At 62.4% G+C, this 15,447-nt stretch carries 14 protein-coding genes; 10 read left to right on the top strand and 4 right to left on the bottom strand.

From position 1 onward, the window contains the following. Positions 1-322: 322 nt before the first annotated feature. Entirely contained in the window at positions 323-1,174 is an 852-nt protein-coding gene (locus WBB95_RS24405) for a LysR substrate-binding domain-containing protein (protein ID WP_025858264.1), read from the bottom strand. Positions 1,175-1,417: 243 nt separating this feature from the next. On the opposite strand from WBB95_RS24405, the gene WBB95_RS24400 reads away from it, so the two are divergent. The 10 genes from WBB95_RS24400 (at position 1,418) to metC (ending at position 11,985) form a co-directional block, all read left to right on the top strand. After that, positions 1,418-2,239 (top strand): transporter substrate-binding domain-containing protein, encoded by an 822-nt coding sequence (locus WBB95_RS24400; RefSeq protein WP_424489892.1) that lies wholly within the window; start codon positions 1,418-1,420, stop codon positions 2,237-2,239. A 2-nt stretch (positions 2,240-2,241) separates the two neighbouring features. Beyond that, a complete protein-coding gene (locus WBB95_RS24395) occupies positions 2,242-3,048 on the top strand; it encodes a transporter substrate-binding domain-containing protein (protein ID WP_424489891.1) in 807 nt (268 codons plus the stop codon). Next, a complete protein-coding gene (locus WBB95_RS24390; protein WP_424489890.1) occupies positions 3,041-4,462 on the top strand; it encodes an FAD-binding oxidoreductase in 1,422 nt (473 codons plus the stop codon). Before WBB95_RS24395 ends, WBB95_RS24390 begins: the two co-directional genes overlap by 8 nt. Next, on the top strand, positions 4,459-5,661 hold the full coding sequence (locus WBB95_RS24385; protein ID WP_424489889.1) for an aminotransferase class I/II-fold pyridoxal phosphate-dependent enzyme: 1,203 nt from the start codon (positions 4,459-4,461) through the stop codon (positions 5,659-5,661). Before WBB95_RS24390 ends, WBB95_RS24385 begins: the two co-directional genes overlap by 4 nt. Continuing rightward, positions 5,658-6,383: an amino acid ABC transporter permease gene (locus WBB95_RS24380; protein ID WP_424489888.1), complete on the top strand. Its 726-nt coding sequence runs from the start codon at positions 5,658-5,660 to the stop codon at positions 6,381-6,383. Before WBB95_RS24385 ends, WBB95_RS24380 begins: the two co-directional genes overlap by 4 nt. Further along, positions 6,373-7,056 carry an amino acid ABC transporter permease gene (locus tag WBB95_RS24375; protein ID WP_424489887.1) on the top strand — a complete coding sequence of 228 codons (684 nt, stop codon included), beginning with the start codon at positions 6,373-6,375 and terminating at the stop codon, positions 7,054-7,056. The genes WBB95_RS24380 and WBB95_RS24375 overlap by 11 nt, the downstream gene beginning before the upstream one ends. After that, on the top strand, positions 7,043-7,867 hold the full coding sequence (locus tag WBB95_RS24370; RefSeq protein WP_424489886.1) for an amino acid ABC transporter ATP-binding protein: 825 nt from the start codon (positions 7,043-7,045) through the stop codon (positions 7,865-7,867). The genes WBB95_RS24375 and WBB95_RS24370 overlap by 14 nt, the downstream gene beginning before the upstream one ends. A 16-nt stretch (positions 7,868-7,883) precedes the next feature. Next, positions 7,884-8,480: a cysteine dioxygenase gene (locus WBB95_RS24365; protein ID WP_424489885.1), complete on the top strand. Its 597-nt coding sequence runs from the start codon at positions 7,884-7,886 to the stop codon at positions 8,478-8,480. A gap of 130 nt (positions 8,481-8,610) precedes the next feature. Further along, a complete protein-coding gene (locus WBB95_RS24360; RefSeq protein ID WP_424489884.1) occupies positions 8,611-9,258 on the top strand; it encodes a glutathione S-transferase family protein in 648 nt (215 codons plus the stop codon). A 27-nt stretch (positions 9,259-9,285) separates the two neighbouring features. After that, positions 9,286-11,985, top strand: a complete 2,700-nt coding sequence (metC, locus tag WBB95_RS24355) for a cystathionine beta-lyase (protein ID WP_424489883.1) — start codon at positions 9,286-9,288, stop codon at positions 11,983-11,985. A gap of 40 nt (positions 11,986-12,025) precedes the next feature. Here the strand turns inward: metC and WBB95_RS24350 are convergent, their stop codons facing one another. The 3 genes from WBB95_RS24350 to WBB95_RS24340 form a co-directional block, all read right to left on the bottom strand. After that, positions 12,026-13,102: a nucleoside hydrolase gene (locus WBB95_RS24350; protein ID WP_424489882.1), complete on the bottom strand. Its 1,077-nt coding sequence runs from the start codon at positions 13,100-13,102 to the stop codon at positions 12,026-12,028. Between the two features lie 27 nt (positions 13,103-13,129). After that, positions 13,130-14,440, bottom strand: a complete 1,311-nt coding sequence (locus tag WBB95_RS24345) for an MFS transporter (RefSeq protein WP_424489881.1) — start codon at positions 14,438-14,440, stop codon at positions 13,130-13,132. 277 nt (positions 14,441-14,717) lie between these two features. Further along, entirely contained in the window at positions 14,718-15,350 is a 633-nt protein-coding gene (locus WBB95_RS24340) for an N-carbamoylsarcosine amidohydrolase (RefSeq protein WP_424489880.1), read from the bottom strand. Positions 15,351-15,447 lie beyond the last annotated feature (97 nt).

Here is a 15,447-nt window from a genome sequence, read left to right as displayed (position 1 = left end):
GCTCTGCTTTTGATCTGCTTGTGATTGTGATTTTGATCTCAGGCGCCCCGTTAACCACGCTGGCCGAACGCAGGCTTGAATCCGTGGGCAACCCGGCAGGAAGCCGGGTTAGCCGTGTTGGGCCATGGATGGCCCGTCACGGCGGCCCACGGATTCAAGCCGGAGTGCGGGCACACCGAGCCACAGCGAGGTGCCGAGTGGAGGGGCAAGAGCGTTTTGGTTACTTTTGCGCTCCACCAAAAGTGACCCGCTGTAAGAGCGGAACCAATACCAGCCACCCCCCAATACCGGATATACACCCCAAACAACCCCGCAAAAAAAATCACAACCCCTGGCTCCCCCGAATCAAGTCATAAGCCTTGCGCGCAATAGGGTTCGCCGTATTCGGCCGAATCCACAAGTAATAGGTCACCTCGGGCAATCGCGGCAGTCCATCCGTCTCCCCCAGCACGCGCATATCCGGCCCCAGCATCTCCATGCTGCGCGGGGTCACCCCGAGCCCCGCGCGGGTTGCCGCCTTGATCCCAATCAGGTTCGACGCCAGGTACGCCTGCCGCCAAGGAATATTCGCCCGTTCCAGCGCCTCCAGCGCATAACGTCGATAAATGCTCGGCTCGTCCACCAGAATCAACGGCAACGGCTCGCTGGGCTGGTGAATGTACTGCGCCGAACAAATCCACCACACCGGCGAAGTGCGCAATGCAAACCCCTCAAGGTTCGGGTCGGAACGGGTGGAAATCACCATGTCCACCTTGCCCCGGTGCAGGTCGTCCATCAGGAACGGGCTGCGCCCCACATCGATCTCCAGCCGCAGGCGCGGCGCCGAGCGGGCGATGTGGCTGAGGATCGGCGGCAGGATGGTGTCGGCAATGTCGTGGGGCGAGCCGATGCGCAGCACACCGCTCAGGCTGCTTTCACGCAGCGAGTTCAACGCGTCGTCGTTCAGCGAGAGCATCTGCCGTGCGTGCCGAAGCAACTGCAAGCCCGGCTCGGTCAGCTGTTTCTGGCGGCCGCGCTTTTCAAACAGGCTCACGCCCACTTGCTGCTCCAGCCGCTGCATATGTTGGGTCACGGACGACTGGGTGCGCGCCAGGTGCGTGCCGGCTTCGGCGAAGCTGTGGTGGTCGACCACGGCGATAAAGGTGCGCAGGAGTTCAAGGTCGAGGGTCGACATGGCCATTTCCGGAGGCGTTTTTATATCAAAGGCGTGAAGCTAAACATTACAGATTTTAATGTGTTGTTGAAGCGGTTTTTTATAAGGTCCAATAAATCATAGGTTATTCCACAATTGAAGGTCGTCCTTACTCGGTAAGTTATAACGATATGAGATATTTGCATTTCCGTTGCCCCCGCACTCTCCCTAGCATGCCCCTCCATCAGGTCGGGGTACGCCGATCATTCGCCAGGGGGAAGTCCAATGATGTTGAAGAAATGGTTGCCAGTGGCCCTGGGGTCGATGATCGCGTTGGGCGCCAGTGTGGCGGCCCAGGCCGATGCGACCCTGGACAAGATCGAGCAGCGCCACGTGCTGGTGGTGGGGGTGCTGTTGTCCGGTGGGCCGTTTGGCAGCATTGACCCGGCGACTCAACAACCGAAAGGCTTGAACGTCGACCTCGCCAATGAATTGGGTCGTCAATTGAACGCGCAGGTGCAACTGGTGCCGGTGCTGCCGGCCAACCGCGTGCAGTTCCTGCAACAAGGCAAAGTCGACCTGCTGATCGCCAACATGGAATGGACTGCCGAGCGCGGTGAAATCCTTGGGTTCGTACCGACCCCGTTCTACCGCATCGGCGGCACCGCTGCGGTGCTTAAAGACAGCAAGATCGCCCGCTGGGAAGACCTCAAGGACCAACCGGTGTGCACCTCCCAAGGCAGCAGCTACGTGAAGCCACTGACCGAGTTCGGCGCGCAGATCAAGGCATTCAAGAGCTCCTCCGAATCGCTGCTGGCCCTGCGCGGCAACAACTGCGTGGCCGCCGTGCATGACTCGACGCTGATCAATCCGCTGATCAACGACAGCGCCGAATGGAAGGATTACCGCGCCATCAGCCCGGAACTCAACCCGGCGCCGTCGGTGATCTGGACCCGTCGCGGCGAAAGCGACACCCAGGCCAAACTCGACCCGATCATCAAGGCACTGCACGGCAGCGGTTGGCTGATCGACGCCCAGACCCGCAACCGCATCAGCCCGGCGTCACCGGCGCTGGTGGAACTGCAGCAGCAATTCAAAGGCGCCTGAACATGAACCTGAAAACCCTGGCCGCGCTCGGCCTGGCCCTGTGCGCGGGCATCGCCCACGCCGACGCCACCCTCGACAAGATCCAGCAACGCCATGCGATCAGCGTCGGCGTGATTCTCAGCGGCCCACCGTTCGGCACCCTCGACCCCAAGACCGGCGAGCACCTGGGCTACAACGTCGAACTGGCCAAGGGCATCGGCCAGGCACTCGGTGTGGAGACCAAGACCGTTTCGGTGCTGGCGCCCAACCGCGTGCAGTTCCTGCAGCAGGGCAAGGTCGACATCCTGATCGCCAATATGCAGTTCACCGAAGAGCGCGCCGAGATCCTCGATTACGTGCCCACCCCGTACGAGGAAGTCGGCGGCGCAGCGTTGATCCGCAAAGGCGCCGGGATCACGCAGTGGGCCGACTTGAAGGACAAGCCGGTGTGCGTGTCCCAGGGCAGTAACTTCATCAAGCCGCTGCAGGAAACCTACGGCGCGCAGATCAAGGCGTTCCGCAGCCAGTCCGAGTCGCTGCTGTCGTTGCGTGGCAACGGGTGCGTGGCCGCCGTGCACGTCAGCCCGACCATGCACGCGCTGCTCAGCGATGCCGAGTGGCAGGGCTATGAAATCCCGCTGCCGGGCGACCTGATCCCGTCCAAATCAGTCATCTGGATTCGCAAGGGCGAACACGACACCCAGGCCAAACTCGATGCCATTGTGCGCGAGTGGCATAAAAGCGGGTTCCTGATCAGCCTCGGTGAACGCACCGGCATGCCGCCATCCCAGGCCTTGCGTGACCTGCACGAGCACTACAGCCATGAGTGAAACGCTCTTCGCCACCCTGCAACACCTGCTGGGCGCAGCCCATGTGCAAACCAGTGAAGAGGCCGCCCACTGCCTGACCGACAAGCAAGGTCGCTACACCGGCCAGGTGATCGCTGCGGTGCACCCGGCCAACACTGAAGAAGTGGCGGCCGTGGTGCGCGCCTGCGTGGCGTTGAATGCGCCGATCGTGGTGCAAGGTGGCAACACCGGGTTGATGGCCGGCGCCACGCCGGATGCCAGCGGGCGTTCGGTGTTGCTGCTGCTCGACCGCATGAACCGTGTGCGCAGCGTTGACACTGATAACGACACCCTCACGGCAGACGCCGGCTGCATCCTGCAAACCCTCCAGGACGTGGCCCGCGCCGCCAATCGCCTGTTCCCGCTGAGCCTGGGCGCCGAAGGCAGTTGCACCATCGGCGGCAACCTTGGCACCAATGCCGGCGGCACCGGGGTGCTGCGCTATGGCAACACCCGCGAGTTGACCCTGGGCCTGGAAGTGGTGACCGCCGAAGGCGAGATCTGGCATGGCCTGCGCGGTTTGCGCAAGGACAACACCGGCTACGACTTGCGCGATTTGTACATCGGCAGCGAAGGCACGCTGGGGATTATCACCGCCGCCACCTTGAAGCTGTTTCCATTGCCCAAGGCGCAGGCGACCGCGCTGTTGGCGTTTGATCAACTGGCGCAGGCCGTGGCATTCCTGTCCCATGCCCGCGCGGGTTTTGGCGCGAGCCTGACGGCGTTCGAATTGCTCACCGCCGATTGCCTGACCCTGCTGCGCGAACAGTTCCCCCAAGGCCCGCAGCCGTTCAAAAACGCCAGCCAACCCTGGTTCGCCTTGATCGAACTCTCCGATAACCACAGCGAAAGCCATGCGCGCGAAGCCTTCGAACACGTGCTGGGCGAGGCCTTTGAACAGCAACTGATCAGCGACGCGCTGATCGCCGAGAGCCTGGCGCAAAGCGACGCGCTGTGGCTGCTGCGCGAGAACATGAGCGAGGCGCAAAAGCGCGCCGGGCGCAACATGAAGCACGATATCTCGGTACCGATTTCCCAGGTTGTGGCCTTCGTTGCCCATACCGACGCGCTGTTGCAGCAACACTTCCCTGGCGTGCGCAACTTCACCTTCGGCCACCTGGGCGACGGCAATCTGCATTACAACGTGGCCCACCCGCTGGGTTCGACCGTGGAGGCGCACATGGCCCATTACGCCGAGTTGAGTGCCCTGGTACACGACAGCGCCCACGCCCACGGCGGCTCGATCAGTGCCGAGCACGGCATCGGCCAGCGCAAGGTCGGCCTGCTCAGCCGCTATAAGAGCCCGGTGGAGCTGGACCTGATGCGCCGTATCAAGCAGGCGCTGGACCCGCACAACCTGCTCAACCCCGGCAAAGTCCTTGAGGTGCAGCCATGACCGTCCGCCTGTCCAAACGCGTGCAGCGGGTGTCGTTGTCGGCCAATGCCGCAGCCAAATCCCGCGCGACCGAATTGCGCGATGCCGGTCGCGACATCCTCGACCTCACCACCGGCGAGCCGGATTTCGACACCCCGGAACACATCAAGCAGGCTGCCTACGCCGCCATCGCCAGCGGCGCGACCAAATACACGCCGACGCCGGGCGTAAAAGCACTGCGCCTGGCGGTACAACGCAAGCTGGCGCAGGAAAACCGCCTGGACTGTCCGCTGTCGTCGATTGTGATTGCCAACGGCGCCAAGCAAATCATCTTCAATGCCTTCGCCGCCACCCTCGATGATGGCGATGAAGTGCTGGTGCCGACGCCGTACTGGCCGTCGTTCCCCGACAGCGTGCGCTTTAATGGCGGCGAGCCGGTGTTCATCGAATGCGGCCTGGAGCAGGGCTGCAAACTGCTGCCGGCGCAGCTTGAACAGCACATCACCGGGCGCACGCGCTGGCTGATCCTCAATGGTCCGGGCAACCCCAGCGGCGCGGTGTACAACGACGCCGAACTGCGCGAGCTGGCCGAGGTGCTGCGCCGTCATCCTCACGTGCTGATCCTGCTGGATGAGCTGTACGAACACATTCGCTTCGACGGGCGGCCACCTCAAAGCCTGCTGAATATCGCGCCGGATTTGTTGGACCGCAGCCTGCTGGTCGGCGGCGTGTCCAAGACCTACGCCATGACAGGCTGGCGTATCGGCTTTGGTGCCGGGCCAAAAAACCTCACTGACGCGATGGCAGTGGTGCAATCCCAATCCACCTCCGGTGCTTCATCGGTGGGGCAAGCGGCGGCCTTGGCGGCCTATAACGGCGGTCTGGATTTTCTCGCGGAACAGGTGGCGGCCTACCAGTTGCGCCGGGATATTTTGGTCAAGACGCTGGACACCGTCGACGGTCTGCAAGTGCTCGAACCCCAGGGCGGTTTCTTCGTGTTTGTGCGTTGCGCCGGGCTGCTGGGGCGCCATCGCCCTGATGGCCTGCGCATCGACACTGACGAGGACGTGGTTGCCTGGCTGCTGGAGGAGGGCGTAGCTGGCGTGGCTGGCAGTGCTTATGGCTTGTCGCCGTGGTTCCGCCTGTCGATTGCCACTGCGACCGACAGCGTGGCCGAAGCCGGGCGGCGGATCGTTGCAGCCTGCGGAAAATTGCAATGATGGAATGGTTTGTCCATTGGGCGGCAGGCTTCGGCCTGAATTACAACTTTTTGCTCGACGCCTACCAGCGCGGCACGCTGGTCCAGGGCGCGCTGACCACTGCGCTACTGTGCCTGTTCACGCTTATCGGCAGCCTGATTGCGGGCATCAGCCTGGCGGCGATGCTCACCTCGGGCAACCCGTGGCTGGCCAAACCGGCGCGGGTGTTCGTCGAAGTGACCCGCAATACGCCAACCCTGGTGCAGCTGTATTGCGCGTTCCTGGTGCTGAATATGCTCTTGACCCAGGCGGTCGGCGCGGCCAACTCGCTGACGCCGTTTGCCTGGGTGGTGATCGTGATCTCCCTGCACAAAGGTGCATTCCATGCCGAAGCCTTGCGCGCCGGCATCGAAGCGGTGCCCGCCGTGACCCTTGAGGCCGCCAGCTCCCTGGCGTTCAGCAGCCGTCAGTTGCTGTGGAATGTGCAGTTGCCGCTGGCCGTGCGTTTTGCCTTGCCGTCACTGATCAATAACTTGATCGACCTGGTGAAGATGACCGCCGTGGCTTCGGCCATCGCCGTGGGGGACATCACTTACGCGGCGATCATGATCTGGACCCAGAGCGACAACGTGCTGGAGTTGATGATCCTGATCCTGAGCTTCTTTGGCCTGCTGAGTTTTACCGTCAATTGCGTGGGGCGCTGGCTTGAAGCGCACCTGAGGATGCCCGGCTATGGCCATTGATTCATTCCCGGTGCTGTCGGCGTTGCTGCAATGGTCGCCGGCGCTGGTGGCCGGTTTTGGCCAGAACATCCTGATCAGCGTGGTAGCGATTGCGCTCGGTTCGGTGCTGGGCCTGTTGATTGGCGCGCTGGCGTTGTCGCCAGTGGGCATTGTGGCGCGTGTGTGGGTGCAGGTGTTTCGCAATGCGCCGTGGCTGGTGCTGATCTATTTCACCACCTACGTGTTCCCGTTCGAGATCCATATTGGCAGCAGCTATGTGTCGTTCCCCGATTGGGTCAAGGTCACCATCGGCCTGGCCCTGCCGGCGAGTGCCAACGTGGCGGAAATCTTCCGCGGCGCCATCGGCTCGATCCCCAGCACCCAATGGGAAGCCGCGCGTTCGCTGGCGTTCACCCGTGGCCAGTTGTTCCGCTCGATCATCTTGCCGCAGTGCTTCAAGCGCATGTTGCCGCCGTGGATGAACCTCTACGCGGTGGTCACCATGGGCACCGCGCTGGCCTCGCTGGTGGGCGTGCACGACGTGATCGACACCGCGCAGATCGCCAGCAACACGGTGAACATGACCGGCTTTACCGTGGTGATTTACCTGAGCCTGTTGGTGCTGTTTTTTGCGTATTGCTACCCGATTTCCCGCCTGACCCAACACCTGGAGCGCCGTTATGCCTTCTATTGAACCGCTGGTGAGCCTGCGGGATATCCACCTGTCGTTCGGCACCAACCCGGTGCTCAAGGGCATCGACCTTGATGTGCTGAAAGGCCAGGCGGTGTCGATCATCGGCCCGTCCGGCTCGGGTAAATCCACGATTTTGCGCTGCATCACCGGGCTGTTGCAGCCGCAGCGCGGCAGTATTCGCGTGGGCCAGACCCAGGTCGAGACCCTGACCCAGGAAGCCCAGCGCATCGAACTGCGCAAGCGCGTGGGGTTTGTGTTCCAGCAATACAACCTGTTCCCGCACCTGTCAGTCCTGGAAAACCTGGTGATCGCGCCGCGCAAGGTGCTCGGCCGCAACCGCGCCGACGCCGAGAAAGACGCGCGGGCGCTGCTCGCCAAGGTGCGCATGGAGCACAAGGCCGACGCCTACCCTGGCCAACTGTCCGGTGGTCAGCAGCAGCGCGTGGCGATCGCTCGCGCCCTGGCGATGCGCCCGGAACTGATCCTGTTTGATGAGGTGACCTCGGCACTGGACCCGGAAACCGTCGGCGAAGTGCTGACCGTGATCCGCGAGCTGACCGAAGAGGGCATGACCTGCGTGCTGGTCACCCATGAAATGCGTTTTGCCGAGGAGATCAGCGACCTCGTGTACTTCACCGAGAACGGCGTGATTGTCGAACACGGCAGCGCCGCACAGATTTTCCAGAACCCGAGCAGCGAACGCACCCAGACGTTCCTGCGCCATGCACTGGGTGATTCCGGGCGCCGTGGCCCGATCAAGCATGACCCGTACCTGTTGACCAATTTGAGCCGTTACAGCCTGTCAGTCTGATAAGAGGAAAACCGTCATGAGTACCGCAAACCGTGCCGCCGTTATCGAGGCGTTTTTGCAGCAGATCCGCGTCATCAATCAGCGCGGCGTAGACCGTGCGGCGCTGGTGGAAATCGTCAGCCTGCTGGAGAACCTGGCTGAGCGTCGTGACCTGTTCAACTTCGACGAATTCCCCGCGCCGGTGCCGGGGCAGGGCAGCACTGCTTTTCGTTATCGCCTGAACGATGACGGCGACACCCCGACCCTTTACCTCAACTCGCTGTTGCCGGGCAAAAGCACGATCGCGCACAACCATGAGACCTGGGCGATCATCAGTGCCATTGAAGGCCAGGAAATCAACTACGTCTACGCGCGCAATGACGAAGGCCGCGAGCCGGGGTTCACCACGCTGACGCTGGAAAACGAAGTGATTGTGCAGCCGGGCACGTCGATTTCGTTTTTGGGTGAAGACCTGCATGGCATCAAGGTCGAGGGTGAGCAGGCCACCCTGCATTTCCACCTCTATGGTTTGCCGCTGGAATCGCTGAACGGCCGGTATGGCGTGGAAGCTGACGGTCGCATCCTCAACTACAACGCCTCGCAGATGGCGCCGTCGATCAAGGCCTACGCCTGATGATCGTTCCCACGCTCCGCGTGGGAATGCACCCTGTGACGCTCCGCGTCGCGCTTGGCCCCGGGACGCAGAGCGTCCCACACGGCATTCCCACGCAGAGCGTGGGAACGATCAGAGGACGAGGTTTTTTATGATTGATCTGTATTACTGGCCCACGGGCAATGGCCTCAAAGTCGGCATCCTGCTCGAAGAGCTTGGCCTGGAATACCGCCTGCTGCCGGTGAATATCCGTGAAGGCGAGCAGAAGCAGGCCGACTTCCAGCGCATCAGCGCCAACGGGCGGATTCCGGCGATTGTCGACCATCGCCCGGCCACACCGCTGAGCCTGTTCGAGTCCGGCGCGATCCTCAATTACCTCGCCGACAGTGCCGGGCAATTCCTGCCGCCGGCCGGTAGCGCCGAACGCCAGAAGGTCCAGGAATGGCTGTTCTGGCAAGTCGGGCATATCACCCCGTACCTCAGCCAGTTGCAGGTGTTCAAGGAGAAAGCGCCCGCGCCGATCCCGTTTGCCCTCGACCTGCTGAACGCTGAAGCCACGCGCCTGTACCGGGTGCTGGAGCAGCGCTTGGCCGACGTGCCATATGTGGCGGGCGCTTACTCGGTAGCCGACATGGCGATCTTCCCGTGGATCCAGCCGCTGCGCCAAGGCCAGGACCTGGCGGACTACCCGCATATTCAGGCCTGGCGTGAGCGCATCAAGGCGCGGCCGGCGGTGCAGCGTGCTTATGCCAAGGGGCACGATGTGGCAGCGGGCGAGCGTTCGTTGGCGTTGCAGTAACTCTTCTCTTAATTTGTTGGGACTTCCATGAGCCAGACCATCACCCCGAGTCAACTGCAGCAATGGCTGTTCGATGGGCAGGAAATCGCTGTATTCGACGTGCGCGAACACGGGCAATACGGCGAAGCCCACCTGTTCCACGGGGTGAACCTGCCCTATAGCCGCCTGGAGCTGGAAGTCCGCCGCCTGGCGCCCAACCCCCAGGTGCGCCTGGTGATTTACGACCAGGATGGCGGTGCGGTGGCGGCGCGCACGGCAGAGCGCCTGCACACGCTGGGCTACAGCCATGTGCACGTGCTGGAAGGCGGCGCCGAGGGCTGGCAGGCGGCGGGTTTGCAGCTGTTTGCGGGTGTACACGTGCCGTCCAAAGCCTTTGGTGAATTGGTCGAAGAGGCCAGCCACACGCCTCACATCACGGCGCGGCAGTTGGCGCAGTGGCAGGCGCGTGGCGAGCCGCTGGTGCTGCTGGACGGCCGGCCGTTCGACGAGTACCGCAAGATGACCATCCCCGGATCCATTTGCTGCCCGAATGGTGAACTGGGCTACCGCGTGCATGACCTGGTGCCCGATGACAGCACCCCGATTGTGGTCAACTGCGCCGGGCGTACGCGCAGCATTATTGGCGCGCAGACCCTGATCAACCTGGGGCTGAAGAACCCGATCTATGCACTGGAAAATGGCACCCAGGGCTGGTACCTGGAAGATTTCAAACTGGAACACGGCAGCACCCGGCGGTATGCCGAGCAGGTCAGCACGGACCTCGCCCGGCAGAGCCAGGCCGCACAGCAATTGGCCGAGCGGGCCGGGGTGGTCAACGTTTCGGCGGATCAGGTGCGTCAGTGGGCCGACGATGCGCAGCGCAGTCTGTTTGTGTGTGATGTGCGCACGGCCGAAGAGTTTGCGCTGGGCACGTTGCCGGGCGCGCAACACACGCCGGGCGGGCAGTTGGTCCAATCCACCGACCTGTACATCGGCGTACGCCAGGCGCGGGTGGTGCTGGTGGACAGCGACGGCGTGCGTGCGCCGATTGTTGCCAGCTGGCTGCGTCAGTTGGGGCATGAGGCGTATGTGTTGAGCGGCGGTATCGCCAGCGGGCTGGCATTGCCGGTGCAGCAGCCGGTGGCCTATGAACCGCTGCCGTTGATCAGTGCCCAGGCGTTGGCGCTGGCATTACAGGACGTCAACCTGGTCGACCTGCGCCCGAGCATGGTGTTTCGCAAGGGGCATATTGGCGGTTCTCAGTGGTCGATTCGTTCGCTGCTGACCACCGATCACCGGCCTTTGGTCGTGGTGGCGGATGACCCTGCAGTGGCAGCGTTTGCCGTCCAGGGGTTGCCCGCACAGTTGTTGGACGGTGGTTTTGCTGCCTGGGCCGCCGCTGGCCTGCCGGTGGTCGAAGACCCGCACACGCCCCCCGACGCGCAGTGCATCGACTTCCTGTTCTTCACCCACGACCGGCACAGCGGCAACAAGGACGCCGCACGCCAATACCTGGCTTGGGAAATCGGTTTGCTGGCGCAGATGAGCGAAGCGGAAATCGCCAGCCTCAAACCGCTGACCGCACCGTCACGGGTACGGACCCGCTTGATCCACGCTGCGCGCACCGAAAAGGGCAATGGCGGGCGTGCGGTCAACGTGCCGATCACACGCCTGAGCACGGTGCTGTTCGATAACCTTGCGCAAATGCGCGACGCCCGCGCCCGCCGCGACAGCGAGCGCGTGCTGAGTTATGGCGCGCGTGGCAATCCGACGTCTCACGCGCTGGAAGACCTGGTCACCGAGTTGGAGGGTGGCTACCGCACGCGACTTTACGGCACCGGCCTTGCGGCGGCGGCCCAGGTATTCCTGGCGTATCTGCGCCCAGGTGACCATGTGTTGATCACCGACGCGGTGTATTCGCCGGTGCGCAAACTGGCCCGAGAATTTCTCCAGCCGTTCGGAATTGAAGTCAGCTATTTCGCGCCAGACGGCCACGGGCTGGCGGCGCAACTGCAAGCCAACACCCGACTGGTCTACGCCGAAGTGCCGGGCTCGTTGCTCTATGAACTGTGCGATTTGCCCGCTATCGCGGCCTTGTGTAAACCGCGCAATATCCTGCTGGCCGTGGACAACACGTGGGGCTCGGGCTACCTGTACCGGCCGCTGGCGCTGGGCGCGGACATTTCGATCATGGCCCTCACCAAGTACCTGGGCGGTCACAGCGATGTGATGATGGGCAGCGTCTCGACCACCGAAGCCGCCTGGCCGGCGCTGGGCAAGATGAGCGACACCTTCGGCAATGCCGTGAGTGCCGACGACGCGTACCTGATCCTGCGCGGCGCCCGTACCCTGGCGTCCAGGCTGGATGTGCACGAGCGCCAGGCGGTGGAAATCGCCCAGTGGTTGCAGGCGCAGCCACAGGTCAAGCGCGTGTTCCACCCGGCCTTGCCCGAGCATCCGGGGCATGCGTTGTGGCGCCGGGATTTCAGCGGCAGCAACGGTTTGTTGTCGTTCGAACTGAGCAGCCTCGACCCGGCTTACATCGAGCGCTTCATTGATGCGTTGCAGGTATTTGGCTTGGGTGCTTCGTGGGGCGGCTATGAAAGCCTCGTCACCGTCGCCGATACCCAGGACCGCGACAGCCTGGCGGATCGCTCGCTGAACCCGGTGGTGCGCCTGCATATCGGTTTGGAGGATGTGGCGGCGTTAATTGAAGATCTGCAGCGCGGGTTTGCCTTGGCGGACTGAGTGACGATCGCTCCCACACGCCGTGGGAGCGATCAACCGGTCAGTGTTTGACCGGGGTTGGCAGCGTCACGAGGTTGACGTAGCCGTCCCAGAATTTCTTCTGGTCCACGCCGAACACCACCTTGGCTTTCTGCGTGCCCACGGGTGCACCTTTCTTGTAGCCCAGCGCGCGGCCATAATCCGCGCCGAACGTCGCATCCACGTCGACCCACAGGTCACGGGAATCCGTGACGATGTCCGGGTTGACCAGAAACAGCGCCGGCAAGCTGTCCCACGTGAAGCTGTGGTAGCTCGGGTCCTTGTCGAACAGGGGCCCGAACTCGTGCTTGTAGAGGTCGGCAATCGCGCCTTTGTGCGCAATCACGCGTTGGTACACCGACTGGTCGAACGTGACTTTCTCGCACACATCGTTGGGGAAAATCACGTGTTCGATCGGCGAGCGCAACACGATCTTCGCGGCCTCGGGGTCGAACCACCAGTTGAATTCCGCCGCCGGCGTGGTGTTGCCCGGAATCTCCAGGGCGCCGCCCATGTACACGATGCGCTTGATCAGCGGCACGATGTCCGGGGCCGAGCGAATCGCCAGGGCGATGTTGGTCAGCGGGCCGACGGCCAGAATCGTCACTTGGTGCGGGTTGGCGCGCACGCTTTGCACGATGAACTGCGCGGCAGTCTCGCTGCGCAGTTGGGTGTGGGTCGCCAGGCCATCCGGTGGCGCGACCAGCTGTGACGCCGACGTCGGACGAGGGTGTTTGAATGCCCCCGGCCAACCCGAGCCGAACAGCGCTTTTTCCGCCTCGTAGGTGGCGTAGTCATGCAGCAGCGGGTAGGCGGCGCCCGAGTAGACGCCCACCTCCTTTTCCACGCCCATGCGTTCTACGGCTTTGAGGGCGTCAACCTGTTCCTGGTCGACCCAGGCATTACCGCTGACCAGGGTCATGCCGAGCAGGTCGATGCGTTTTTGCGCATGCAGCTGGGCGAGCATGATAAAGGCTTGGCCGTCATCATTGAGCACGTTGAAATCGGTGTCGAAGATGACTTTTTCAGCGGCTTGCGCGGTACCGGCACACAGACCGACCGCAACAAGCAGAGCGCAGCGTTTGAGGAAGCCTTGCATGGTGATTCACCCGAAAAATTATTGTTGTTAACGGTTCACCAGTTTCGCCGGCAAGGCGATGACCAGGAAGCTGCTGAGGATCAGGCAGCCGGCGAAAAACCACAAGGCACCTGCGCTGCTGCCCGTGACGTCGATCGCCACCCCCATCAACGAGTTACTCACCAGGCCCGCGATATTCGCCACCGAACACGCCAGGGCAAAACCCGTGGCGGCGGCGGTGCCTTTGAGGAAGGTCGCCGGCAGGCTGAAAAACACCGGCACCGCGCCGATGATGGCCGCCGAGGCAATCGCAAACAGTGCCACGGTGGCCGCCACGTTATGGGTAAAGAACGTGCTGGTGGCCATCGCCGCCGCACCGATAAAGAACGGCACGATGATGTGCCAGCGGCGCTCGCGGTGTTTGTCGGAGCTGGCGCCGATCAGCAACATGCCCAACAGCGCGGCGACGCTTGGCAATGCGGTCAGCACGCCAATATGGAAGGTGTCGGTGACCCCGGCGTTGCGGATAAAGGTCGGCATCCAGAAGCCCATGGCGTAGGCGCTGAGCAGGATCGAGAAGTCGATACCGCCGAGCATCCACACTTTGAGGTTGAAGAAGCCGTCGCGAAAGCTGTGCTTGCTGCCGCTAGAGTCGGCTTCGTCCTTGCGCAGCTCGCTTTCCAGCAGATTTTTTTCTTCGTCCGATAGCCATTTGGCTTGCTGGTAGCTGTTGGGCAGTGCCCAGAAGGTCAGCACGCCGAGCAATACGCTGGGCACCGCTTCGATCAGGAACAGCCACTGCCAGCCGCGCAACCCGCTCACGTTGTCAAAGTGGGCCATGACCCAGCCGGACAACGGGCCGCCGATCACGCTGGAGAGCGGCAGGCCGATCATGAACAGCGCGATTATTCTGCCGCGTCGGTGGGTCGGGAACCAGGTGGTCAGGTAGTACAGAACACCCGGCAAAAAACCGGCTTCGGCGGCGCCGAGCAAGAAGCGCAGGATGTAGAACTGGGTGGTGGACGTGACCAGCATGGTGCAGGCCGAGAGCAGGCCCCAGGTGATCATGATGCGCGCGATCCAGAGCTTCGCGCCGACCCGTTCCAGCACCAGGTTGCTTGGCACTTCAAAGATGATGTAGCCGACGAAAAACAGGCCGGCACCGAGGCCGAACGCGGTTTCGCTGAAGTGCAGCTGGTCGAGCATCTGCAGTTTGGCGAAACCGATGTTGATACGGTCCAGGTACGCGGCCAGGTAGCAGAAACACAGGAACGGAATCAGCTTCCAGGTGATTTTGTGGTAGAGCGTGTTGACGGGGTCGGCGACCGTGGTCGCGGGCGCTGCATTCGCAATGGGCATCGGGTGTCTCCTGGCGGTGACTTATGGTTTTTATACAGCCGCTTTGTTCCAGCACTTCGGAGTGCTGTGAAAGCGACTTCCAAAGGCAGTGTCAGAAGACTGAAAGCTGCGCCGGTTTTCTCTTGTGGGAGCTGGCTTGCCTGCGATAGCGGTGGGTCAGCAACATCTTTGTTGCCTGACATTCCCTCATCGCAGGCAAGCCAGCTCCCACATTCAGCCGGGGCGGCTTACAGTTTTGTGCAAGACCGCGCTCTATGGCGCAGTTCTTAATAACGTTTTATTGCTCCCTGAACTTGCTCATCGCCTCCTGCTTGCTCACCACGTCGCCGTACTTGCTGTCGATATCGAACAAGTTGGCTTCATGGGGCGCCGGGTGCCTGTCGCCGACGCATTCGCGCACGACGATGGTGCGAAACCCGTGCTGCACCGCGTCCACGGCGGTGGCGCGGATGCAGCCACTGGTGGAGCATCCCGCCAACACCACGGTGTCGATGCCCATGGCGTGCAGCATCGGGGCCAGGCTGCTGCCGAAAAATGCGCTGGTGTATTGCTTGGTGATCACCACTTCATCGTCCTGGGGCAATACCTCACTGCAGAAGGCCGCCAGCGGGTTGCTTTCGACCATGTCCTTCATCACCGGGGCTTTCTTGACCCAGATACCGCCATCGGCGAAATGGCCGGGATGGTAGCGGATATTGGTATGCACCACCGCAATCCCATGCTGGCGGGCGCTGGCGAGCAGTTCGACGCTCTCAGCCACGGCGGTGACCACTCCCGGCGCGAACAACGGCGCACCTTCGGTGGTGTAGCCCTGCATGAAATCGATCATCAGCAGCGCGGCCTTCTTGCCGAAGCCGATGCGGTTGCCCCACACGCCCTGGTAGTTGGCGTCGGCGGATTGTTCGATCATCGTTTCAACTCCTCATTATTTAACCGTGCATCTTTTTGTGGTGACCAGAATTGCTGTGTTGATCGGGTTTCCTGTGGTGAGCGGGCTTGCCCCGCGC

Origin of the sequence: Pseudomonas sp. (genome assembly GCF_049645325.1) — a bacterium.
Taxonomy (GTDB): domain Bacteria; phylum Pseudomonadota; class Gammaproteobacteria; order Pseudomonadales; family Pseudomonadaceae; genus Aquipseudomonas.
Note: the sequence above shows the minus strand (reverse complement) of the source record. Positions and strands in the feature narration are given on the sequence as shown.

Coding starts and splice junctions, on each gene's coding strand:
- WBB95_RS24405 (WP_025858264.1), bottom strand. CDS start 1,174: ATGTCGACCCTCGACCTTGAACTCCTGCGCACCTTTATCGCCGTGGTC.
- WBB95_RS24400 (WP_424489892.1), top strand. CDS start 1,418: ATGATGTTGAAGAAATGGTTGCCAGTGGCCCTGGGGTCGATGATCGCG.
- WBB95_RS24395 (WP_424489891.1), top strand. CDS start 2,242: ATGAACCTGAAAACCCTGGCCGCGCTCGGCCTGGCCCTGTGCGCGGGC.
- WBB95_RS24390 (WP_424489890.1), top strand. CDS start 3,041: ATGAGTGAAACGCTCTTCGCCACCCTGCAACACCTGCTGGGCGCAGCC.
- WBB95_RS24385 (WP_424489889.1), top strand. CDS start 4,459: ATGACCGTCCGCCTGTCCAAACGCGTGCAGCGGGTGTCGTTGTCGGCC.
- WBB95_RS24380 (WP_424489888.1), top strand. CDS start 5,658: ATGATGGAATGGTTTGTCCATTGGGCGGCAGGCTTCGGCCTGAATTAC.
- WBB95_RS24375 (WP_424489887.1), top strand. CDS start 6,373: ATGGCCATTGATTCATTCCCGGTGCTGTCGGCGTTGCTGCAATGGTCG.
- WBB95_RS24370 (WP_424489886.1), top strand. CDS start 7,043: ATGCCTTCTATTGAACCGCTGGTGAGCCTGCGGGATATCCACCTGTCG.
- WBB95_RS24365 (WP_424489885.1), top strand. CDS start 7,884: ATGAGTACCGCAAACCGTGCCGCCGTTATCGAGGCGTTTTTGCAGCAG.
- WBB95_RS24360 (WP_424489884.1), top strand. CDS start 8,611: ATGATTGATCTGTATTACTGGCCCACGGGCAATGGCCTCAAAGTCGGC.
- metC (WP_424489883.1), top strand. CDS start 9,286: ATGAGCCAGACCATCACCCCGAGTCAACTGCAGCAATGGCTGTTCGAT.
- WBB95_RS24350 (WP_424489882.1), bottom strand. CDS start 13,102: ATGCAAGGCTTCCTCAAACGCTGCGCTCTGCTTGTTGCGGTCGGTCTG.
- WBB95_RS24345 (WP_424489881.1), bottom strand. CDS start 14,440: ATGCCCATTGCGAATGCAGCGCCCGCGACCACGGTCGCCGACCCCGTC.
- WBB95_RS24340 (WP_424489880.1), bottom strand. CDS start 15,350: ATGATCGAACAATCCGCCGACGCCAACTACCAGGGCGTGTGGGGCAAC.